At 61.9% G+C, this 20678-nt stretch carries 19 protein-coding genes and 1 riboswitch; of the genes, 11 read left to right on the plus strand and 8 right to left on the minus strand.

Translation table 11 applies throughout. From position 1 onward, the window contains the following. The first annotated feature begins 9 nt into the window (after positions 1–9). From metK to DWF74_RS13545, 3 genes are all read left to right on the plus strand, one after another. Entirely contained in the window at positions 10–1200 is a 1191-nt protein-coding gene (gene metK, locus DWF74_RS13535) for a methionine adenosyltransferase (protein WP_110594377.1), read from the plus strand. A 216-nt stretch (positions 1201–1416) separates the two neighbouring features. Further along, positions 1417–3099, plus strand: coding sequence for an NAD-dependent DNA ligase LigB (gene ligB, locus DWF74_RS13540; RefSeq protein ID WP_430757466.1), 1683 nt, complete (start codon positions 1417–1419; stop codon positions 3097–3099). A gap of 123 nt (positions 3100–3222) precedes the next feature. After that, positions 3223–3618 carry a DUF1090 domain-containing protein gene (locus DWF74_RS13545; RefSeq protein WP_102862041.1) on the plus strand — a complete coding sequence of 132 codons (396 nt, stop codon included), beginning with the start codon at positions 3223–3225 and terminating at the stop codon, positions 3616–3618. Positions 3619–3685: 67 nt separating this feature from the next. Here DWF74_RS13545 and DWF74_RS13550 read toward each other — a convergent pair whose 3' ends face one another. Then, positions 3686–4135, minus strand: a complete 450-nt coding sequence (locus tag DWF74_RS13550; RefSeq protein WP_025131121.1) for a c-type cytochrome — start codon at positions 4133–4135, stop codon at positions 3686–3688. A gap of 132 nt (positions 4136–4267) precedes the next feature. Between DWF74_RS13550 and mltA the strand changes: the two genes are divergently transcribed. After that, positions 4268–5443 carry a murein transglycosylase A gene (gene mltA, locus DWF74_RS13555; protein WP_110652415.1) on the plus strand — a complete coding sequence of 392 codons (1176 nt, stop codon included), beginning with the start codon at positions 4268–4270 and terminating at the stop codon, positions 5441–5443. 66 nt (positions 5444–5509) lie between these two features. On the opposite strand, the gene DWF74_RS13560 is transcribed toward mltA, so the two are convergent. Together DWF74_RS13560 and DWF74_RS13565 are read right to left on the minus strand one after the other, a co-directional pair. Further along, positions 5510–5893, minus strand: coding sequence for an MAPEG family protein (locus tag DWF74_RS13560; protein WP_102862043.1), 384 nt, complete (start codon positions 5891–5893; stop codon positions 5510–5512). Between the two features lie 34 nt (positions 5894–5927). Further along, positions 5928–6761: an EamA family transporter gene (locus tag DWF74_RS13565; protein WP_115581126.1), complete on the minus strand. Its 834-nt coding sequence runs from the start codon at positions 6759–6761 to the stop codon at positions 5928–5930. Positions 6762–7126: 365 nt separating this feature from the next. Here DWF74_RS13565 and DWF74_RS13570 point away from each other — a divergent pair, with 365 nt between their 5' ends. Further along, entirely contained in the window at positions 7127–8386 is a 1260-nt protein-coding gene (locus DWF74_RS13570; protein WP_115581127.1) for a cation:proton antiporter, read from the plus strand. On the opposite strand, the gene DWF74_RS13575 is transcribed toward DWF74_RS13570, so the two are convergent. After that, positions 8387–9274, minus strand: coding sequence for a formate/nitrite transporter family protein (locus tag DWF74_RS13575; protein WP_102862046.1), 888 nt, complete (start codon positions 9272–9274; stop codon positions 8387–8389). Between the two features lie 118 nt (positions 9275–9392). Then, a complete protein-coding gene (locus DWF74_RS13580) occupies positions 9393–9788 on the minus strand; it encodes an acyl-CoA thioesterase (protein ID WP_060841501.1) in 396 nt (131 codons plus the stop codon). Positions 9789–9987: 199 nt separating this feature from the next. Next, a riboswitch (S-adenosyl-L-homocysteine riboswitch) is annotated at positions 9988–10094 on the plus strand. Between the two features lie 21 nt (positions 10095–10115). Here DWF74_RS13580 and ahcY point away from each other — a divergent pair. The 4 genes from ahcY (at position 10116) to DWF74_RS13600 (ending at position 15588) form a co-directional block, all read left to right on the plus strand. Beyond that, a complete protein-coding gene (gene ahcY, locus DWF74_RS13585) occupies positions 10116–11525 on the plus strand; it encodes an adenosylhomocysteinase (protein WP_102862047.1) in 1410 nt (469 codons plus the stop codon). 189 nt (positions 11526–11714) lie between these two features. Then, entirely contained in the window at positions 11715–12560 is an 846-nt protein-coding gene (metF, locus tag DWF74_RS13590; protein WP_102881139.1) for a methylenetetrahydrofolate reductase [NAD(P)H], read from the plus strand. Positions 12561–12680: 120 nt separating this feature from the next. Next, complete coding sequence (locus DWF74_RS13595; RefSeq protein WP_102862049.1) at positions 12681–13496, plus strand: substrate-binding periplasmic protein; 816 nt, start codon at positions 12681–12683, stop codon at positions 13494–13496. Positions 13497–13719: 223 nt separating this feature from the next. Further along, positions 13720–15588: a DEAD/DEAH box helicase gene (locus tag DWF74_RS13600; RefSeq protein WP_102862050.1), complete on the plus strand. Its 1869-nt coding sequence runs from the start codon at positions 13720–13722 to the stop codon at positions 15586–15588. A 303-nt stretch (positions 15589–15891) separates the two neighbouring features. Here DWF74_RS13600 and DWF74_RS13605 read toward each other — a convergent pair whose 3' ends face one another. Further along, complete coding sequence (locus tag DWF74_RS13605) at positions 15892–16488, minus strand: YceI family protein (protein WP_031320659.1); 597 nt, start codon at positions 16486–16488, stop codon at positions 15892–15894. 32 nt (positions 16489–16520) lie between these two features. Continuing rightward, positions 16521–17072 carry a cytochrome b gene (locus tag DWF74_RS13610; protein WP_016968753.1) on the minus strand — a complete coding sequence of 184 codons (552 nt, stop codon included), beginning with the start codon at positions 17070–17072 and terminating at the stop codon, positions 16521–16523. Positions 17073–17370: 298 nt separating this feature from the next. Here DWF74_RS13610 and DWF74_RS13615 point away from each other — a divergent pair, with 298 nt between their 5' ends. After that, on the plus strand, positions 17371–18777 hold the full coding sequence (locus DWF74_RS13615; RefSeq protein ID WP_115581128.1) for an adenosylmethionine--8-amino-7-oxononanoate transaminase: 1407 nt from the start codon (positions 17371–17373) through the stop codon (positions 18775–18777). Between the two features lie 121 nt (positions 18778–18898). Further along, positions 18899–19618, plus strand: coding sequence for a 16S rRNA (uracil(1498)-N(3))-methyltransferase (locus DWF74_RS13620; RefSeq protein ID WP_102862052.1), 720 nt, complete (start codon positions 18899–18901; stop codon positions 19616–19618). 128 nt (positions 19619–19746) lie between these two features. On the opposite strand, the gene DWF74_RS13630 is transcribed toward DWF74_RS13620, so the two are convergent. Next, positions 19747–20649 (minus strand): transporter substrate-binding domain-containing protein, encoded by a 903-nt coding sequence (locus DWF74_RS13630; protein WP_102862053.1) that lies wholly within the window; start codon positions 20647–20649, stop codon positions 19747–19749. Between the last annotated feature and the right edge of the window lie 29 nt (positions 20650–20678).

The following is a 20678-nucleotide window of genomic DNA, read 5'->3' on the forward strand; positions in this document are numbered from 1 at the left end:
CCCGTCGAGATGAGCGAATACTCCCTTTTCACCTCCGAGTCCGTGTCTGAAGGGCATCCGGATAAAATCGCCGACCAGATTTCCGATGCGGTGCTGGACGCCATCATTGCCCAGGACAAGCATGCCCGTGTCGCGGTGGAAACCCTGGTCAAGACCGGTGTTGCCATCGTCGCCGGCGAAGTCACCACCAGCGCCTGGGTCGACCTGGAACAGATCGTCCGTGACGTGATCTGCGACATCGGCTACACCAGCTCGGACGTCGGCTTCGACGGCGCCACCTGCGGCGTGATGAACATCATTGGCAAGCAGTCCCCCGACATCAACCAGGGCGTTGACCGCGCCAAGCCTGAAGATCAGGGCGCTGGCGACCAGGGCCTGATGTTCGGCTACGCCAGCAACGAAACCGCAGCGCTGATGCCGGCGCCGATTGCCTTCTCCCACCAACTGGTCCATCGCCAGGCTGAAGCTCGCAAATCGGGTCTGCTGCCATGGCTGCGCCCGGACGCCAAGTCCCAGGTCACCTGCCGCTATGAAAACGGCATCGTGGTCGGCATCGACGCCGTGGTGCTGTCGACCCAGCACAACCCGGAAGTGTCCTACAACGACCTGCGTGAAGGCGTGATGGAACTGATCGTCAAGCACGTGCTGCCAGCCGAGCTGCTGCACAAGGACACCCAGTTCCACATCAACCCGACCGGCCAGTTCATCATCGGTGGCCCGGTGGGCGACTGCGGCCTGACCGGCCGCAAGATCATCGTCGACAGCTACGGCGGCATGGCCCGTCACGGCGGTGGCGCGTTCTCCGGCAAGGACCCATCCAAGGTTGACCGTTCCGCCGCTTATGCTGGTCGCTACGTGGCCAAGAACATCGTTGCAGCCGGCCTGGCCGAGCGTTGCGAGATCCAGGTGTCCTACGCCATCGGCGTGGCGCAACCGACTTCGATCTCGCTGAACACCTTCGGCACCGGCAAGATCAGCGACGACAAGATCGTCAAGCTGGTACGCGAGCACTTCGACCTGCGTCCTTACGCGATCACCACCATGCTTGACCTGCTGCACCCGATGTACCAGGAAACCGCGGCCTACGGTCACTTCGGCCGTGCCCCACAAACCAAGACCGTGGGTGAGGACACCTTCACCACCTTCACTTGGGAAAAAACCGACCGCGCCGACGCCTTGCGCGCTGCTGCCGGCCTGTAAGCTTCACCTGGCAACATCCAAAGCCCCGTCCGGCTCGCCTGGCGGGGCTTTTTTGTGGCTGAAGGTTTCCTTGCAAAGCCAGCCGACAACCGTCGATACAGGGCCCTGCGCCATTGACGACAAGTTTTGGCGCCCGATGAAACACCCGGCAAACACCTTCGTCCAAGCCCACAGCCAATCCCCTCTAGCCTTTAGCGCATGCCCATCAGAGCAAGGATGCTCCCCATGCCGCCAAGACTCTTCCTGCTGCTTCTGGCCCTCGCCGCTCCAACCGCTCAGGCCCAATGTCCCGACTGGCCAACGTCCCAGGCCAACCTGGAAATCACCGCCCTGCAACAACAGCTCAAGAACTGGGATACCCGCTACCACCGGCACGGCCAATCGCCTGTAGCCGACGAGCTGTACGACCAGTCCCGTCAGCGCCTGGCCAACCTGCGGCACTGCTTTCCACAGATTCCCGTGACTGCGGACCGGCCGTTGCTCGACGCCCGGGGCAGCATCCCCCACCCTATTGCTCACACCGGAGTGGAAAAACTCCCCGATGACAATGCCGTCCAGCTCTGGCTAAAAGGTCGCGAAGGTGTTTGGGCGCAACCCAAGATCGACGGCGTGGCCGTGACCCTGATCTACCGCCAGGGTCGCTTCCACCAGGCGTTAAGTCGGGGTGACGGCCTGCTGGGCCATGACTGGAGCGCCAGCGCCCATCAGATCCCGGCCATCCCCAAACAATTGCCACAGCCCGTGGACCTGCTGCTGCAAGGGGAGCTGTATCAACGACTGGAGCAACACATCCAGTCCCGCGCGGGCAGCCTCAATGCCCGCAGCCGGGTCGCCGGATGGCTGGCACGCAAACACCTGTCGATGGCAGAAGCACAGCAGATCGGCCTGTTTGTCTGGGACTGGCCCCAAGGCCCCGCCACCTTGAGTGAACGCCTGGAGCAACTGGCGCAACTGGGTTTTCCCGAGGGCCGTGAATACAGCCGGCCCATCACCGGGTTCAGCGAAGCTCGACAATGGCGAGAACACTGGTACCGCTCACCCCTGCCCTTCGCCAGCGACGGCATCATCCTGCGGCAGAGCCAGCGCCCGGCCGCCGAGCGCTGGCAGGCCAAAGCGCCGCACTGGATCGCCGCGTGGAAGTATCCCTACGCCCAGGCCCTGGCCCATGTGCGTCAGGTTCGATTCCGCATCGGCCGCACCGGACGCATCACCCCTTTGCTGGATATCGAGCCTGTCACCCTCGACGACCGACAGATCCGTCGCGTCAGCGTCGGCTCGCTACAACGCTGGCGGGCACTGGACATAGTACCCGGCGATCAGGTGGCCATCAGCCTTGCCGGACTGACCATTCCGCGCCTGGAGAGCGTGGTACTCAGGAGCCCGCAACGCCAGGCCATCCAGGCTCCGGCCCAGGAGGACTTTCATGGATTGAGCTGCTGGCAGCCCTCTCCCGGTTGCGAGAGTCAGTTTCTCGCGCGACTGACCTGGCTCAGCAGCAAACAGGGCCTGGACCTGCAGAATATCGGCGAGCGAACCTGGAGCAGGCTGATTGAAACAGGGCGTATCAAAGGCCTGTTGGATTGGCTGACCCTGGATCAGGCGGAGCTTGCTAACATTGCCGGCTTCGGCAAGCGCAGCAGCTCTCGTTTACTCGAGAGCCTGCACCGGGCAAGACAGCAACCCTTCCCTCGCTGGCTGAAATCCCTGGGGCTGCCACCCAGCGGCTCAGCTGACCTGAGCGGGCCATGGCAAACCCTGGCGCTGAAAAGCAGCCAGGACTGGCAGGACGAGGCAGGAATAGGAGCGGAACGTGCTGCGCAACTGACGGCATTCTTTCGTGATCCACAGGTACTGGCCCTGCGTGCCACCTTGAGTGAAGCGGGTATCGAAGGTTTTTAATCCATCATCCTGGGACGCAGGTTGAACCACCCAGGCGGGATTGGGCTCCAACACCCCACTCCCGATGCCAGCGTCAATATTTTAATTGGTTATTTTTTGATTTTTTTCCACCTGGAGCCTTCCATGAAACTGTTTCCATCCCTCGCTGCCTTGACCCTGTGCAGCCTGATGAGCGCGCCCCTGCTGGCCGCCGAACAAGCTCCGCAACTGACCGGTTGTGCCGCCAAGCGCCAAGCGATCATGACCCAGATTGAACAAGCTAAGGCTCATGGCAACAGCAATCAGCAAGCCGGCCTGGAGCGCGCCCTGAGTGAAGTCAACGCCCACTGCACCGATGCCTCGCTGAAGAAGGATCGGGAAAACAAGGTGCTGGAAGCCAAGCACGAAGTCAGCCGGCGCCAGGCCGATCTGGAAAAAGCCATGAAGAAAGGCGACTCGGAGAAGATCAACAAGCGCAAGGACAAACTCGCCGAATCCCGCAAGGAACTGCAGCAAGCCCTGGACGAGCTGGACAAGTAAGCAGCGCTTGTCGTGGCGAGGGAGACTGCTCCCTCGCCAGCGCAAAACACCTTGTCAGAACCGCCACTCAGTGATTGCGGAATTCTTTGTGACAAGCACTGCAGACATCCTCGACCTTCTGCACTGCCGGCCCCAGGTTACTGGCCTTGTAAGGCTGGACCTGGCTGATGGTCACCAGTTCGCCGGTGGCCGCCTCCAGGTTGCGTGCCAGCTCCTGGAATCGCGCCTGCTTGCGCCAGACGTCATCGGTGGCGCTGGTGTGATCTTCTTCCTTGACCTCGGGGAAGTGCTTCCAGGGTTCATGGGACAGGCTGTCGAGCTTGACCGCACCTTCGGCAAAACGTGCACCGTCGAAAGGAATCCGCCCACGCAGCATGCCCCCCAGGTCCTCGCCGGTCTTGAGCATCTGTTTGAAGATCGCCTTGCGCTGACCCAGGGGAGAGTTGGGGTCGACACCGCCACAGGCGGAAAGCGTCAGGCAGGCCAGCAATACAACAGAAAGTCTTTTTAGCGTCATGGTGGCTTCAGGTCAGGTCACGGAAACGGCGGCCAGTATCCTCGCCTCCCCGGCAAACACCAATAGCCCTATTAACAATAGGGGTTGCCCACTGCCACCCAGTCTGTGGATGACCCTTCAAGGAAATACAGCATGAACCCGAGCTTCCTCCGCTGGCGTCGCCACCTGCTCTGGACCCTGCCAGCCCTGGCGCTGCTTGCCGGCTGCAACGGCGGCGATAACGGCAAGCCTGCGCCAACCCACGCCTTGGCCACCTACAACAGTGCGCCCTGGGAGTCGTTGCCCAGCGTAGCCGATAACGACCTGCTGGCCGGCTTCGGCTCCTGGCGCAGTGCCTGCAACCGCCTGAAAGCCGACCCGGTGTGGGGCGCCACCTGCGCTGCAGCAGCCAACGTGCCACAGACTCCGGCCGCCATCCGCGACTTTCTCAAGGAACACCTGGAAGTCTATGGGCTGCGCTCGGGCAGCGGCAGCAGCACCGGCTTGATCACCGGCTATTACGAACCGGTGTATCCCGGCAGCCTGACCCAGACCCGAACGGCCAATGTACCGGTGTACGGCGTGCCGGACGACATGATCATCGTCGCTCTGGACAGCCTCTATCCGGAACTCAAGGGCAAGCGCCTGAGGGGCCGTCTCGAAGGTCGGGTGCTCAAGCCCTATGACGATGCCGCGACCATCGAAGCCAAGGGGGTGAAGGCTCCGGTGCTGGCCTGGCTGACCGATCCGATGGACCTGCAATTCCTGCAGATCCAGGGGTCGGGAAGGATCCAGCTGGATGACGGTCGCCAACTGCGGATCGGCTACGCCGACCAGAACGGCCACCCGTACCGGCCCATCGGCCGCTGGTTGGTGGAGCAGGGAGAACTGAAAAAAGAGGACGTGACCATGGGCACCATCGCCGCCTGGGCCAAGGCCCATCCGACGCGGATTCCCGAACTGCTGGGCAGCAACCCGAGCTACGTGTTCTTCAATCGCAATCCGGACAGCAACGAAGGCCCCCGTGGCTCATTGAACGTGCCGCTGACTTCCGGCTACAGCGTCGCAGTGGATCGCAAGGTCATTCCCCTGGGCAGCCTGTTGTGGCTGTCTACCACCCGTCCCGACGGCAGCAGCCTGGTACGTCCCGTGGCCGCTCAGGACACGGGCGGCGCGATTACCGGAGAAGTCCGTGCCGATTTGTTCTGGGGCACAGGCGAGGCGGCCGGGCAACTGGCCGGCGACATGAAGCAGCAGGGGCAGATCTGGATGCTCTGGCCCAAGGGCGCGGCGCTGCCCAAAGTACCGGAAGTGCCCGATACCCCTTGACCCCAGTAGCAGCCAGCTTGCCGGCGGAGGCGACCATGAAGACGCTTTCGCCGGCAAGAGGGTGTTTCAGACTGAAACGAAGAAGAAACTGGCGATCAGGCCCATGCCCACGAACCACACCAGGGACCGCAGGATCGCCCAGTCCGCCAGGTAGCAGATCATGTACAGCAGGCGGCTGGTGACAAACAGCACCGCCAGGACGTTGATGGTCACCAGTTCGGCGTTACCCGCCACATGGGCAATGATCACCGCAGCAGCAAATGCCGGAGTCACCTCAAAGCCATTGAGCTGCGCGTTGTGGGCACGCTTGGGCAGCCCCTCCAGGGTACTCAGGAACGCCCGTGGGTCATGGTTGTAGCGAAGCCCGTATTTACCTGCGCCCTTGGCGATGGCGGTACACAGGTACGGCAGAACAATTGCGATCAACACACACCAGAAAGCGACAGTCATGGAGCAAATCCTTTTTTAGAGTTTTAGGGAGTGTTCAGAACTTCATCACCAACATGCCAATCAGCACCAATCCACAGGCTAAGAGCCGTGGCCGGCCGAAAGGTTCTTTCAGGTAGCGCACACCGAACAGCACCACCAGAATCACACTGATTTCACGCAGCGCCGCCGCTTCTGCAATCGAGCCCAACTGCATGGCCCAAAGCACCAGAGCGTAGCTCAACAGTACACAGAAGCCGACGCTCAGCCCCAGGCGCCACTGCTCACGCCAGAACTGCGCAAACGCAGGCCGTTTCCACACCACGGCCACCAGGGGAAAAGGCCAGGCGCTGAGCAGCGTGACCCAAGTCAGGTAGTCCAGCGGGTGCGACCAGCGGCGCAGGGCCTGGCCGTCGATAAAGGTATAGCAACCGATGCACAGGCCGATCAGCGCCACCACCGGCAGCATGCTCCAGGGCAGGCGCGCGCCGCCCCCGCCTTGCCAGAGCAGACACAGCATGCCGAAGGGAATCAGCAGGATGCCGAAGATTTGTTGGGTGCTCAGGACCTCACCGGCAAAAATCAGGGTCAGGGCCAGCACCACCAGGGGCGACAAGCCGCGCATCAACGGATAGACCAGCCCCAGGTCACCTACCCGATACGCCTGGATCAGCAGATAGCGGTACAAGAGCTCGAAGGCCGCCGAGGCGATGATCCAGGGCCAGATCTGCGGCGGCGGCCACTGCAGGAAAAACAGCATGATCGCCACGAACAGCAACGCCACGCTGTCCATGCAGGCCACCACCAACAATCGTTCACCGCTGAACTTGATCAGGGTGTTCCATGCCGCATGTAGCAGCGCCGCCACCAGAACCAGACTTGTCGCCAGCACCTCACACTCCCTGTTTGCCTGAAGGTCATCGGATCTCGTGCGGCACGGTCATGCTTGGGCAGAGTGCCCGACCACAGAGCGGGAATCCTCGCATGCCGGCTGCCCGGCTTGCACTGGTTGCCCGCTTTTTTGGCAGTGGCGACAGCGAATTCGGCAGCATGGGCGTGCTCGGGGCATTTTTACCGCCAGGCCTGCAACGTCGCCCCCTCGCTGCGGTCAATGGGTGCGGCTCAACAGCATTGCCGTGGCAAGGGAGCGGACTCCCGCGCCATAACGAACTGTGTCCCGTCCCGTCGCCGGCACATCAAACCTTTGGCCTGAAAGAGTTCAGGCTGTTTTTCCTGCGATCATCCAAAGGAGTCCGGATGCTTGAACTTGTCGCTGCTTTTATCTGCCTGACCACCCTGCTCACCTACGTCAACTTCCGTTTTATCGGCCTGCCGCCGACCATCGGCGTGATGGTCACCGCCCTGCTCTTTTCCTTGTTGCTGCAAGGACTGAGCTACTTCGGTTTCCCCGGCCTGGAAGAGCATGTCGAGGAACTGATCGGCAAGATCGACTTCGGCGACCTGCTGATGAACTGGATGCTGTCGTTCCTGCTGTTCGCCGGCGCCCTGCACGTCAACCTCAACGATCTGCGCAGTTATCGCTGGCCCATCGGCCTGTTGGCCACCGTCGGCGTGCTGATCGCCACCTTCGTCATCGGCAGCCTGGCCTACTGGATCTTCGGCCTGTTCGGCTGGCACGTGAGCTTCCTCTACTGCCTGCTGTTCGGCGCACTGATCTCCCCCACCGACCCCATCGCTGTGCTGGGCGTACTGCGGACCGCCAACGCCTCCAAGCCGCTGAAGACCACTATCGTCGGCGAGTCGCTGTTCAACGACGGCACGGCGGTCGTGGTGTTCACCGTGCTGCTGGGCATCGCCCAACTGGGTGAAACCCCAACGGTGAGCGCCACTGCCTGGCTGTTCGTGCATGAAGCCATCGGCGGCGTGGTGTTCGGCGGGCTGATCGGCTACCTGGTGTACCTGATGATCAAGAGCATCGAGCAGCACCAGATCGAAGTGATGCTGACCCTGGCTCTAGTGATCGGCGGTTCGGCCATGGCCAGCGAGATCCACGTATCGGCACCGATCGCCATGGTGGTAGCCGGCCTGATCATCGGCAATCTGGGGCGCAACCTGGCGATGAACGACATGACCCGGCGTTACCTGGATGGTTTCTGGGAACTGCTGGACGACATGCTCAACGCCCTGCTGTTCGCCCTGATCGGCCTGGAACTGTTGCTGCTGCCGTTCAACTGGCTGCACTTGGCGGCCGCGAGCCTGCTGGCAGCGGCCATCATACTGTCGCGCCTGTTGACCGTGGCCCCGGCAATCCTCCTGCTGCGTCGCTGGCGCAGCGTGCCCCGGGGCACCATTCGCGTGCTGACCTGGGGTGGCCTGCGCGGTGGCGTCTCAGTGGCGCTGGCGCTGGCGCTGCCCCTGGGGCCGGAACGCGACCTGGTGCTGAGCATCACCTACATCGTGGTGCTGTCCTCGATCCTGCTGCAGGGTCTGAGCATCGGCAAGCTGGTGCGCCACGTCACCCAGGAAACCCCGGCAACCAAGACCGAGGCCCACTGATCACTTCTTGATCTGTCGCGGATCGGGTGCCCCTGCCCGATCCGCGTTTTTGTTCGGCGTGCCGCTCTCGCTGCGCACCTGGGCATGGCTGATCAGAGCGAAGATGAAACTGCCGCCGATGATGTTCCCCGCCAGGGTCGGCCCGGCGAACACCTGCCAGAAATCCCGCCACCCCAACTCGCCGGCAAACACCAGGTAAGAGACTTCGGCCGAGCCCACCACGATGTGGGTGAAGTCCCCCAGCGCCATCAGGTAGGTGATGAGGATGATGATCCACATCTTGGCGCTCTCCATGGACGGAATCATCCACACCATGGTGGCGATCATCCAGCCGGAGATGATGCCCTTGGCGAACATCTGCGAGCTGTCGTTCTCCATCACCTTGCGACCGATTTCCAGAAAGGCCTGGTCGGTTCGGCTGTCGAAGATCGGCAGGTGCAGCATCACGTAGGCCACCAGCAAGGTGCCGCACAGGTTACCCACCAGCACCACGCCCCATAAGCGCAACAACCGCCCGAAGTTCTGCAGGCTCGGCTTGCTCATCACCGGCAATACCGCGGTCAGAGTATTTTCCGTAAACAGTTGCTGGCGCGCGAGAATCACCGCCAGAAAGCCCGCACAGTAGCCGAAGCTGGCGATCACTTTGAAGGCTTCGCCATCCGGCAGGCGGGAGTTGAGCAGGCCCATGCCCATCAGGGACAGGCCCATGGTCAGGCCGGCAGCCAAGGCCGACCACCACAGGGCAGCGACGCTGCGCTCCAGCTCCTGATCGCCCTGGGTGCGGATGATTTCATGCAGGACCGCCGCGCGGGGCGGCTGGTTACGGTCGACGTCCTGCTGCTCCGCGGCCGAAAGACCAGGGGTTTTACCGTCGTGTCGAGTGTCCATGGGAGTCCTGAACCAGGTGGGTCGTATGAGTTACGACACGCGAGGTTCAGGGCTGTTCCGTTCGGATTGGAGGCCTCAGGCTGGCGAATGGGGTCAAGGCACTCGCTGGCGCGTGGGTTCAGGCTTCGTCCTTGAACTGGTCCTTGACGTATTTGATTTCGGTGCGCCCGTGAGGCGCCGGCAGGCCGTCTTCACCCAGGTTGACGAAGACCATCTTCTCTACGGTGAGAATGGATTTGCGGGTGATCTTGTTGCGTACTTCGCAGGTCAGGGTAATGGAAGTGCGACCGAACTCGGTGGCGGTGATGCCCAGCTCAATGATGTCGCCCTGGCGTGAGGCACTGACGAAGTTGATTTCCGAGATGTACTTGGTGACCACTCGCTGGTTGCCCAGCTGGACAATGGCGTAGATCGCCGCTTCTTCGTCGATCCAGCGCAACAGGCTGCCGCCGAACAGCGTGCCGTTGGGGTTGAGGTCTTCGGGCTTTACCCACTTGCGGGTGTGGAAATTCATATTCACTCCTGACCGTCCTGCCAATTGATGCCCGGCATAATGGCAGACCGGACGGTCATGCTCTACGCAACATCGACTATGGTCGCGATTAACGATCTTCATCCAGGCGACAGAAACACTTTTGGAAGTCTGGCTCTGGCGGCTATAATCGCCACCGTTTCAAAACGGTCATCTGCACTTGATACCGTTTTCCCGCCACCTGTCCGAGGGGCGCTGCAGCAGGCATGACCTGTCAGGCTCGGATGGGGCGTTGTCGGTACAGGCTTCCCTGTACGGACACTAAACGCACAACGGCGCCCATTCGCACACTACGAATGGAGGCTCTTCATGAGCGCTGTAAACACGCCTGCAGATTTTACCGACTACAAAGTCGCCGACATTTCCCTGGCCGCCTGGGGCCGTCGCGAAACCATCATCGCCGAGTCGGAAATGCCCGCTCTGATGGGTCTGCGCCGCAAGTACCTGGCTGAACAGCCACTCAAGGGCGCGAAAATCCTCGGCTGCATCCACATGACCATTCAGACCGCCGTGCTGATCGAAACCCTGGTTGCCCTGGGTGCCGAAGTACGCTGGTCGTCCTGCAACATCTTCTCGACTCAAGACCAGGCCGCTGCCTCCATCGCCGCCGCCGGCATTCCTGTGTTCGCCTGGAAAGGCGAAACCGAACAAGAGTACGAGTGGTGCCTGGAGCAGACCATCCTCAAGGATGGCCAGCCTTGGGACGCCAACATGATCCTCGACGACGGCGGCGACCTGACCCAGCTGCTGCACGACAAATACCCACAGGTACTGGATCGCGTTCACGGCGTGACCGAAGAAACCACCACCGGCGTACACCGCCTGCTGGACATGCTGGCCAAGGGCGAGCTGAAGATTCCTGCGATCAACGTCAACGACTCGGTGACCAAGAGCAAGAACGACAACAAGTACGGCTGCCGTCACAGCCTGAACGACGCCATCAAGCGCGGCACCGACCACCTGCTGTCCGGCAAGCAAGCGCTGGTCATCGGCTACGGTGACGTGGGCAAGGGCTCGGCCCAGTCCCTGCGTCAGGAAGGCATGATCGTCAAGGTGTCCGAAGTCGACCCGATCTGCGCCATGCAAGCCTGCATGGACGGTTTCGAACTGGTTTCGCCGTTCATCGACGGTATCAACAACGGCACCGAAGCCTGCATCGACAAGGCCCTGCTGGGCAAGATCGACCTGATCGTGACCACCACCGGCAACGTCAATGTCTGCGACGCCAACATGCTCAAGGCCCTGAAAAAGCGCGCCGTGGTCTGCAACATCGGCCACTTCGACAACGAAATCGACACCGCTTTCATGCGCAAGCACTGGGCATGGGAAGAAGTGAAGCCACAGGTACACAAGATCCACCGTACCGGCCATGGCGATTTCGACCCACAGAACGACGACTACCTGATCCTGCTGGCCGAAGGCCGCCTGGTGAACCTGGGCAACGCCACTGGTCACCCAAGCCGCATCATGGACGGTTCGTTCGCCAACCAGGTTCTGGCGCAGATCTTCCTGTTCGGCCAGAAGTACGCCGACCTGTCGCCGGCCCAGAAAGCCGAGCGCCTGACCGTTGAAGTCCTGCCGAAGAAGCTCGACGAAGAAGTGGCCCTGGAAATGGTTCGCGGCTTCGGCGGCGTGGTCACTCAACTGACCAAGCAACAGGCTGACTACATCGGCGTGACCGTCGAAGGTCCGTTCAAGCCAGACGCTTATCGCTACTAAGAGCAGCTGCAAGCGTTGAGCTTCAAGCGGCAAGCCAGGGCCACAAGCCGGGCTTGCCGCACAGAGCCTCAAGCTTTGCCCCTATTTGCTTAAACAGTGTCAGGCAACAGGCTCCAGAATCAGGAGATGAGCGCACCCACGCTTCTCTTGGCGCTTTCAGCTTGCGGCTTGTAGCTGGAGGTTGCTTCCATGTCCCAAGATCGTCGCTACAGCTTCGAGTTCTTTCCGACCAAGACCGATGCTGGGCATGAAAAACTGCTTGCCACTGCCCGTCAGCTGGCCAGCTACAACCCCGACTTCTTCTCCTGCACCTACGGTGCCGGCGGCTCGACCCGTGATCGTACGGTCAACACCGTGCTGCAACTGGAGAGCGAAGTAAAAGTCCCTGCCGCACCGCACCTGTCTTGCGTCGGCGACAGCAAGGACGACCTGCGCGGTCTGCTGCAGCAGTATCAGGCAGCTGGCATCAAGCGCATCGTTGCCCTGCGCGGCGACCTGCCTTCGGGCATGGGCATGGCCAGCGGCGAGTTGCGCCACGCCAACGATCTGGTGAGCTTCATTCGTGAAGAAACCGGCAGCCACTTCCATATAGAAGTCGCCGCCTATCCGGAGATGCACCCGCAAGCGCGCAACTTCGAAGACGATCTCACCCATTTCGTACGCAAGGCCAATGCCGGTGCCGACAGTGCGATCACCCAGTACTTCTTCAATGCCGACAGCTACTTCTACTTCGTCGAGCGCGTGCAGAAGATGGGCGTAAACATCCCGATCGTGCCGGGCATCATGCCGATCACCAACTACAGCAAGCTGGCGCGTTTTTCCGACGCCTGCGGCGCGGAGATCCCTCGCTGGATCCGCAAGCAACTGGAAGCCTACGGTGACGACAGCACCAGCATCCAGGCTTTCGGTGAGCAGGTCATCAGCCAGATGTGCGAGCGCCTGCTGCAGGGCGGCGCACCAGGACTGCACTTCTACACCCTGAACCAGGCCGACCCGAGCCTGGCCATCTGGAACAACCTGAAGCTGCCGCGCTGATCGGCAACCCTTCACCAGGCCCCGGCGCAAACCGGGGCCTTTTTATTTGCCCAAGCCTTGAGCCAGAGCGGCTGGAACTCCCCCTAGCAATTGCATGATCTCTCGTCGTAATCTCCAGCAATGTCCGTCATTGCCCAGTTGCTGATAGCCCTCCTCTGCACTTGCCTGAGCGTCGCCGCCCATGGCGAGAAGCTGCGCATTGTCACCGAACCCTGGGCGCCTTATGTCTATGAGGAAAACGGCAAGGCCCTGGGGCTGGACTACGAAACCACGGCCATTGTCTTTCAGCGTCTGGGGATAGAAGTCGAATGGCAGTTCCTGCCGTGGAAACGCTGCCTGGCCATGCTGGAAACCGGCCAGGCCGACGGAGCCCTGGATATCTTCCATAGCGACCAGCGCGACCATACCTTGCTCTATCCCAGCGAGCCTCTCTCGGATGTGGAGTTCGTGATGTTCTACGCCAAGCAGCGCCCACATCCGTTCAAGCACCTGGATGAACTCAAGGGCCTGACCATCGGCACCTCTCCCGGCTACCTGTACAGCGATGACTTCAGCAATTCGACCCTGTTCAACCGCGAGCCGGCACCGACCCATGAAGCCAACTTCGGCAAGCTGCTACTGGGACGCATCGACCTGTTGATCACCGACAAGCGAGTGGGCCAGCATCTGCTGGACAGCCTGGGCATTCGCGATCAGGTCAGCCAAAACCCTACGGTCATCAGCCGCCAGAGCCAGTACCTGGCGCTGCGCCGCAACGCCGGGATGGACCTTTTGGTGCAACGCTTCGGCGCCGAACTCAAGCGCTTCAAGCGCGAGCCGGCCTACGCCGAGTTGAGCGCCAAGTACGGAGCGGAACCTGTTCTGCCCCCTGTCAGGTCATCCTCTACCCGGGGGTCAGAAAAAACCGTTGAGCAGCAGGAAAGCAGCGCATACTGATTGCTCTGTTATACTCCCGCCTCCCGCCAGGCTCACGCCCGGACGCTGGAACCTGTTCAAGGCCTCTCCACCCCGCTACGGCGCAGCCAACCGGCCCGCGCGAGCCTGCGTTGGATGAGTCTTCAGGCCAGCAGGACCGGACGGGATTGCGTCCTCTTAAACGCCATTCACGCCCGGCAAGATTATCCCTTTGGGCCAAGCCCTCACTAAAACAGGATTACTCATGTCCTTTGCTTCCCTCGGTCTCTCCGAGGCTTTAGTCGGTGCCATCGAAGCCGCCGGCTACACCCAGCCTACTCCGGTGCAACAGCGGGCCATTCCCGCCGTGTTGCAAGGTCGCGATCTGATGGTCGCGGCACAGACAGGTACTGGTAAAACCGGCGGTTTCGCCCTCCCGATCCTGGAGCGGTTGTTTCCCAACGGTCACCCGGACAAATCCCAGCGTCACGGCCCGCGCCAACCGCGCGTACTGGTCCTGACCCCGACTCGCGAACTGGCCGCGCAAGTGCATGACAGCTTCAAGCTGTATGCCCGCGATCTGAAGTTCGTCAGCGCCTGCATCTTCGGCGGCGTCGGCATGAACCCGCAGGTCCAGGCCATGGCCCGTGGCGTCGATGTGCTGGTGGCGTGCCCCGGCCGTCTGCTGGACCTGGCCGGCCAAGGCAGCGTCGACCTGTCCCACGTGGAAATCCTCGTGCTCGACGAAGCCGACCGCATGCTCGACATGGGCTTCGTCCATGACGTGAAGAAAGTCCTCGCGCGCCTGCCGGCCAAGCGTCAGAACCTGCTGTTCTCCGCGACCTTCTCCAAGGACATCACGGACCTGGCCGGCAAGCTGCTGCACAACCCCGAGCGCATCGAAGTCACCCCGCCCAACACCACGGTTGAGCGTATCGAGCAGCGGGTGTTCCGCCTGCCCGCCAGCCACAAACGCTCGCTGCTGGCGCACCTGATCACCGCCGGCGCCTGGGAACAGGTGCTGGTGTTCACGCGTACCAAGCACGGCGCCAACCGCCTGGCCGAGTACCTGGACAAGCACGGCCTGAGCGCTGTGGCGATCCACGGTAACAAGAGCCAGAACGCCCGCACCAAGGCCCTGGCCGATTTCAAGGCCGGCGACGTACGCATTCTGGTAGCCACCGATATCGCCGCCCGCGGCCTGGATATCGACCAACTGCCCCACGTGGTCAACTTCGAGCTGCCTAACGTCGACGAAGACTACGTGCACCGTATCGGTCGTACCGGCCGTGCCGGTCGCTCGGGCGAGGCCATCTCCCTGGTGGCTCCGGACGAAGAGAAACTGCTGAAAAGCATCGAGCGCATGACCAAGCAGAAGATCGCCGATGGCGACCTGATGGGCTTCGATGCCAGCGCCGTGGAAGCCGAGAAGCCGGAAGTGCGCGAGCGTCCGGACGTACGCAACCCGCGCAATCCTCGTGGCCCACGTGGCGACGGCCCGAACGGCGGCGGTGGCGGCGGTGGTCGCAAGGACAAGGGCAAGGACAAGGGCGGCAAAGACAAGCCGGCCCGTGGCGAGCGCCCGGCCCGCGAGCAGAAACCGCGTGAAGGCACTCCGGCCCGCGAACAGCGCCAGCCGACGCCACGTGCCGACCGGGCACCGGATGAGTTCCTCGACGACGACGTGGACAACTTCGGTAACCGCGCTGACTACGTCAGCCCATACCAGAACAAGAACAACCAGGGCCGTGGTCGCCGTCCAGGGGCTCCGGCCCAGGGCGCCGGTGCCGGCAATCCGCCACGCGGTGGCGCTGGTGGTGGTCAGGGTCGCTCCGGCAACCCACGCAACAGCAACGGCAGCACCACCGGCACCGCACCGGCCAAGCGCAGCGGCGGTCCACGCAACGGCGCCCCTCGTGACAGCCAGGGTCGTCGCGACGAGTCGCGCAATCGTCGTCCGAACCGTGACGAACAGCCACGCCAGGAGCCGGCAGTGCAGAATCCTCGGGGCAACCAGCCGAAGATCATGCACAAGGAGTCCAAGGCCGATCGCTTCCCGACGCCTGAGCAACTGGACCAGTTACCGAGCCGCCCACGGGGCGAGAAGCCGGCACTGCTGACCCGCAATCGCTGAGTCCGCAGGCTGCAATGAAAAACGCCCCTGGTCGCAAGACCCGGGGCGTTTTTTGTGGCGGCTGGTCGAGGGCGCTTTCTGCAGCCGCTGCCGCAGGCTGCGAACGACGGGGAGCCCGGCGCAAGGGCCTGCCAGGCTCACCGGGTTGCATGACGGGCAATAAAAAACGCCCCCGATTTGTGGTCGGGGGCGTTTTTTTGCCCTGGCGCAGCTTGCGATCAGTCCAATAAGGGCTGTGCGAATTGAATCGCGAAGGCCCTGCGGGCCTTATCGCAGCCTGCGGCAGCGGCTACAGACGAAGCATTACTTCGCTTTCACACCTTCGAAGGTGATGTACAGGTCGACGTTGTTGGACGCCGGGCCTAGGTCCATCATCTTGCCGAAATCCTGGCGATTGATGCTGGTGGTGCCTTCGAAACCGGCACGGTAGCCGCCCCATGGGTCCTTGCCTTCACCCAGGAAGGTGGCCTTGACCACAACCGGCTTGGTCACACCGTGCAGGGTCAGGTCGCCGGCCACATCAGCGGTCAGCTTGCCGTCGGCATTCTTGCCGGTAGGCTTGACGCTGGTGGAGACGAACTTGGCATCGGCAAACTTGCCAGCGTCGAGGAAGTCCTTGCTGGTGATGTGCTTGTCACGTTCGGCGTGGTTGGTGAACACGCTGGCGGTGCGCACATTGACTTCGATCTTGGCGTCTTCAGGCTTGGCCGCGTCGAAGCTGAACTTGCCGTCCAGGTCCTTGAAGGTACCGGTGATGAAGCTGTAGCCCAGGTGGCTGATCTTGAAGTCGACGAAGGCGTGCTGGCCTTCCTTGTCGATCACGTAGTCCGCTGCCATCACTTGACCGGCCGCCAATACAGCCGATCCGATTGCCAGAGCGGCGAGAGTCTTTTTCAACATGCTTTCTATTCCTTTTGAGTCGAGGTTGAACATCAGGCTTTGCGACCCAGCATACGGGTGAGGGTCGCATCACGATCGATAAAGTGGTGCTTCAAGGCCGCCAGACCATGGATGCCGGCAAAGATCACCAGCGCCCAGGCCAGGTACAGATGCACCACGCCTGCTACATCTGCCTGGTCCGGCAGTCCGGAAACCAGGGCAGGAACTTCAAACAAGCCAAACACCGGGATACCGACGCCGTCTGCGGTGGAGATCAGGTAACCGGCAATCATGACCGCGAACAGACCCAGGTACAGGAACCCATGTCCCAACTTGGCCCCCAGGCGGGTCAGACGCCCATGATTGGCCGGTGCCGGTGGTGGTGGGCTGACAAAACGCCACAGCACCCGCAGCAGCATGATCGCAAACAGCGTCAGGCCAATACTCTTGTGCAGGTCCGGGGCGTCTTTGCGCCAGGTGCTGTAGTAGTCGAGACCGACCATCCACAGGCCCAAAGCGAACAATCCGAAGACGGCCAGGGCCACGCCCCAGTGCAGAACAATGCTTACCCAGCCGTAGCGCGAAGAAGAATTACGTAACTGCATCGAGTTGCATCCTGTAAGAAACGCTGACCAAGACTAGCGATTTACCTATCGAATTAAAGCGAAAAATTTTGCTTTGAAATATCGAGAAATACGATCGATAGTCTGGGCCGAGCTCGTTAAGAAAAGATTAAGGACCGTTTCAGAAGACTCAGGGATAACCAAGGGCGGGTGCCCTGGCAGCTCTCAGACACGTCTTTGCGTACAGGGCGCATTTGTCTGACCGTCGCCCCACACAATAGGTTGTCCCGCGGCCATGCATTGCATAGGCTTGCCCGATTCCGCCTCCAGGAGACTCTACATGGGCCTGAATAACCAGTGGATGCAACGCGATCTCGCGGTGTTGTGGCATCCCTGCACCCAGATGAAAGACCACGAACAACTGCCTTTGATCCCCATCAAGCGCGGTGAAGGCGTCTGGCTGGAAGACTTCGAAGGCAAACGCTACCTGGACGCGGTCAGTTCCTGGTGGGTCAATGTATTCGGCCATGCCAATCCGCGCATCAACCAACGCATCAAGGATCAAGTGGACCAGCTGGAGCATGTGATCCTCGCCGGTTTCAGCCACCAGCCGGTGATCGAGCTGTCCGAGCGCCTGGTGCAGATCACCCCCGAAGGCCTGACCCGCTGCTTCTACGCCGACAACGGTTCGTCGTGCATCGAAGTGGCGATGAAGATGAGCTTCCACTACTGGCTCAACCGCGGTCAGCCGGCCAAGAAGCGCTTCGTCACCCTGAGCAACAGCTACCACGGCGAAACCATCGCCGCCATGTCGGTGGGCGACGTACCGCTGTTCACCGAGACCTACAAGGCCCTGCTGCTGGACACCCTCAAGGTGCCTAGCCCGGACTGCTACCTGCGTCCCGACGGCATGAGCTGGGAAGAGCATTCGCGAAACATGTTCGCCGCCATGGAACAGACCCTGGCCGAACACCACGACACGCTAGCCGCGGTCATCGTCGAGCCATTGATCCAGGGCGCCGGCGGCATGCGCATGTACCACCCGGTGTACCTCAAGCTGCTGCGCGAAGCCTGCAACCGCTATGGCGTGCACCTGATCCATGATGAGATCGCCGTGGGCTTCGGCCGCACCGGCAGCATGTTCGCCTGCGAGCAGGCCGGCATCCGTCCGGACTTTCTATGCCTGTCCAAGGCCCTGACCGGCGGCTACCTGCCTCTGGCCGCGTGCATGACCACCGATGAGGTCTACAGCGCCTTCTACGATGACTACCCGACCCTGCGCGCCTTCCTCCACTCCCACAGCTACACCGGCAACCCGCTGGCCTGTGCGGCGGCGCTGGCGACCCTGGACATCTTCGAGCAGGACAACGTCATCGAGAACAACCGCGCACTGTCCCAGCGCATGGCCAGCGCCACTGCGCATCTGGTGGATCACCCCCACGTGGCCGAAGTGCGCCAGACCGGCATGGTCCTGGCCATCGAAATGGTCCAGGACAAGGCCAGCAAGAGCGCCTACCCGTGGCAGGAACGTCGCGGCCTGAAGGTTTTCCAGCACGCCCTGGAGCGCGGCGCCCTGTTGCGTCCCCTGGGCAACGTGGTGTATTTCCTGCCGCCCTACGTGATCACCCCGGAGCAGATCGACTTCCTCGCCGAAGTCGCCAGCGAAGGCATCGACATCGCCACCCGCGACAGCGTCAGCATGGCCGTGCCCAAGGACTTCCACCCGGGCTTCCGCGATCCGGGCTGAGTCCCTCGCCCTGCTCCTGCACCCTCTGGCGCAGGAGCGGGCTTGCCAGCGAAGCGCTTCGCCACGCAGCGCACCATCGTTTATCGCCGGCAAGCCGGCTCCTACAGCACAGAGAAACCAGATGAGATTGTCCCGCTTCTTTATCGACGCCCCCTTGAGCCTTGGCGAACACGAACTGCCGGAAGCCCAGGCCCATTACATCGGACGCGTGCTGCGCATGGCCGAAGGTGATGCCTTGCAGGTGTTCGACGGCTCAGGGATGGAGTTTCGCGGCACGCTGCTGGAAGTGGGCAAGAAGCGGGTACGGGTGCAGCTGGATGAACGCTTTGCCGGCCAGGACGAATCACCGCTGCAGATTCACCTGGGCCAGGGCCTGTCCCGGGGCGAACGCATGGACTGGGCGATCCAGAAAGCCACGGAACTTGGGGTCAGCGAAATCACCCCGATCTTCAGCGAGCGCTGCGAAGTGCGGCTCAAGGACGAACGCGCCGACAAACGCCTGCTGCACTGGCGCCAGGTGGCCATCAGCGCCTGTGAGCAATGCGGTCGTTCCCGCGTTCCGCTGATTCATCCACCGGTATTGCTGGCGGACTGGATCAAGCAGACCCAGGCGGACCTGAAACTGGTCCTGCATCCCGTGGCCCAGCCCCTGGAAAGCCACGCCAAACCCCAGACCCTGGCCTTCCTGATTGGCCCGGAAGGCGGTCTGTCCGATGCCGAAGTGGATCAGGCCCACGGTGCAGGCTTTCTGCCTGCCCGTCTTGGTCCTCGCGTGCTGCGCACCGAAACCGCCCCCGTGGTCGCCCTGGCCGTGGCCCAGCAACTGTGGGGCGACTTCTAAAACAGTCCCCGTTCAAACACCCACCGTAGGCGCCGGCTTGCCAGCGAAGGCGCCCATCAGCCCCGTACACGTATCAAAGGCCCCTTCGCCGGCAAGCCGGGTCCTACAGGTGGCGGCGCAACAGCCGGTTATTGCACCGGGTCGCTGGTGGGCTGGGCGATGATCGCCTTCAGCTCGGCAGTCATGGGGAACTCCAGGTTCAGGCCCTTGGGCGGAATCGGCTGCTGGAACCAGCGCTGGTAGATGCCGTTGATCTCGCCACTGCGATACAGATCCGCCAGGACCCCATTCACCAGGGCCAGGAATTGCGGGTCATCCTTGCGCACCATGCAGCTGTAGATCTCCCGCGACTGCTCCTCCCCCACCACCACCCAATTGTGCGGGTCCCGCGCCTTGGCCCGTTCGCCGTAGAGCAGCGCATCATCCATGTAGAACGCCGCCGCACGCCCCGACTGCAGCATCTGGAATGCCTCGCCGTGGTCCTTGGCGCTGATCACGAACATGTCGATCTTGTGCTCGACGTTGTAGCTCTTGAGAAACCGCTCGTTGGTGGTCCCCGCCGTGGTCACCACGTTCTTGCCCCGCAGATCGGCGAAGCTTTTGATCCCGCTGTCCTTGGCGGTCAAGAGTTGCCCTTTGACGTAGATAAAACCGTAGGAAAACGCCACCTGCTTCTGCCGCTCGGCTGTCACGCCGGTGGAACCGCACTCCAGATCCACGGTGCCGTTCTGCACCAGGGGAATGCGCGTCTGGGACGTCACCAGGTTGTACTTCACCTTCAGCTTGGGCAGGTGCAACTGCTGCTGGATGCGCTCCACCACCTTGCCCGCCAGCTCCACCGAATAGCCCATGGGCTGGCCGCTGTTGTCGCCGACGTAGGAAAAGGGCACCGAGGCATCGCGATAACCCAAGGTAATACTGGAGCTATTGGCGATCTTGGCCAGGGTGCCGTCCAGGGGCGCCTCGTTGGCCTGGGAAACGGCGCTGAACAACAGCCCCAGGGTGCAGCCGAGCAACGTGATCTTATGCATTGTTATTCTCCGTTGTGGGTAGAGGTGAT

This window comes from Pseudomonas protegens, assembly GCF_003363755.1.
GTDB classification, from domain to species: domain Bacteria; phylum Pseudomonadota; class Gammaproteobacteria; order Pseudomonadales; family Pseudomonadaceae; genus Aquipseudomonas; species Aquipseudomonas danubii.

Bases quoted from the DNA above. Each gene is read 5' to 3' on its own strand.
- metK (WP_110594377.1), top strand. From the start codon at position 10: ATGAGCGAATACTCCCTTTTCACCTCCGAGTCCGTGTCTGAAGGGCAT.
- ligB (WP_430757466.1), top strand. From the start codon at position 1,417: ATGCTCCCCATGCCGCCAAGACTCTTCCTGCTGCTTCTGGCCCTCGCC.
- DWF74_RS13545 (WP_102862041.1), top strand. From the start codon at position 3,223: ATGAAACTGTTTCCATCCCTCGCTGCCTTGACCCTGTGCAGCCTGATG.
- DWF74_RS13550 (WP_025131121.1), bottom strand. From the start codon at position 4,135: ATGACGCTAAAAAGACTTTCTGTTGTATTGCTGGCCTGCCTGACGCTT.
- mltA (WP_110652415.1), top strand. From the start codon at position 4,268: ATGAACCCGAGCTTCCTCCGCTGGCGTCGCCACCTGCTCTGGACCCTG.
- DWF74_RS13560 (WP_102862043.1), bottom strand. From the start codon at position 5,893: ATGACTGTCGCTTTCTGGTGTGTGTTGATCGCAATTGTTCTGCCGTAC.
- DWF74_RS13570 (WP_115581127.1), top strand. From the start codon at position 7,127: ATGCTTGAACTTGTCGCTGCTTTTATCTGCCTGACCACCCTGCTCACC.
- DWF74_RS13575 (WP_102862046.1), bottom strand. From the start codon at position 9,274: ATGGACACTCGACACGACGGTAAAACCCCTGGTCTTTCGGCCGCGGAG.
- DWF74_RS13580 (WP_060841501.1), bottom strand. From the start codon at position 9,788: ATGAATTTCCACACCCGCAAGTGGGTAAAGCCCGAAGACCTCAACCCC.
- ahcY (WP_102862047.1), top strand. From the start codon at position 10,116: ATGAGCGCTGTAAACACGCCTGCAGATTTTACCGACTACAAAGTCGCC.
- metF (WP_102881139.1), top strand. From the start codon at position 11,715: ATGTCCCAAGATCGTCGCTACAGCTTCGAGTTCTTTCCGACCAAGACC.
- DWF74_RS13595 (WP_102862049.1), top strand. From the start codon at position 12,681: ATGTCCGTCATTGCCCAGTTGCTGATAGCCCTCCTCTGCACTTGCCTG.
- DWF74_RS13600 (WP_102862050.1), top strand. From the start codon at position 13,720: ATGTCCTTTGCTTCCCTCGGTCTCTCCGAGGCTTTAGTCGGTGCCATC.
- DWF74_RS13605 (WP_031320659.1), bottom strand. From the start codon at position 16,488: ATGTTGAAAAAGACTCTCGCCGCTCTGGCAATCGGATCGGCTGTATTG.
- DWF74_RS13610 (WP_016968753.1), bottom strand. From the start codon at position 17,072: ATGCAGTTACGTAATTCTTCTTCGCGCTACGGCTGGGTAAGCATTGTT.
- DWF74_RS13615 (WP_115581128.1), top strand. From the start codon at position 17,371: ATGGGCCTGAATAACCAGTGGATGCAACGCGATCTCGCGGTGTTGTGG.
- DWF74_RS13620 (WP_102862052.1), top strand. From the start codon at position 18,899: ATGAGATTGTCCCGCTTCTTTATCGACGCCCCCTTGAGCCTTGGCGAA.
- DWF74_RS13630 (WP_102862053.1), bottom strand. From the start codon at position 20,649: ATGCATAAGATCACGTTGCTCGGCTGCACCCTGGGGCTGTTGTTCAGC.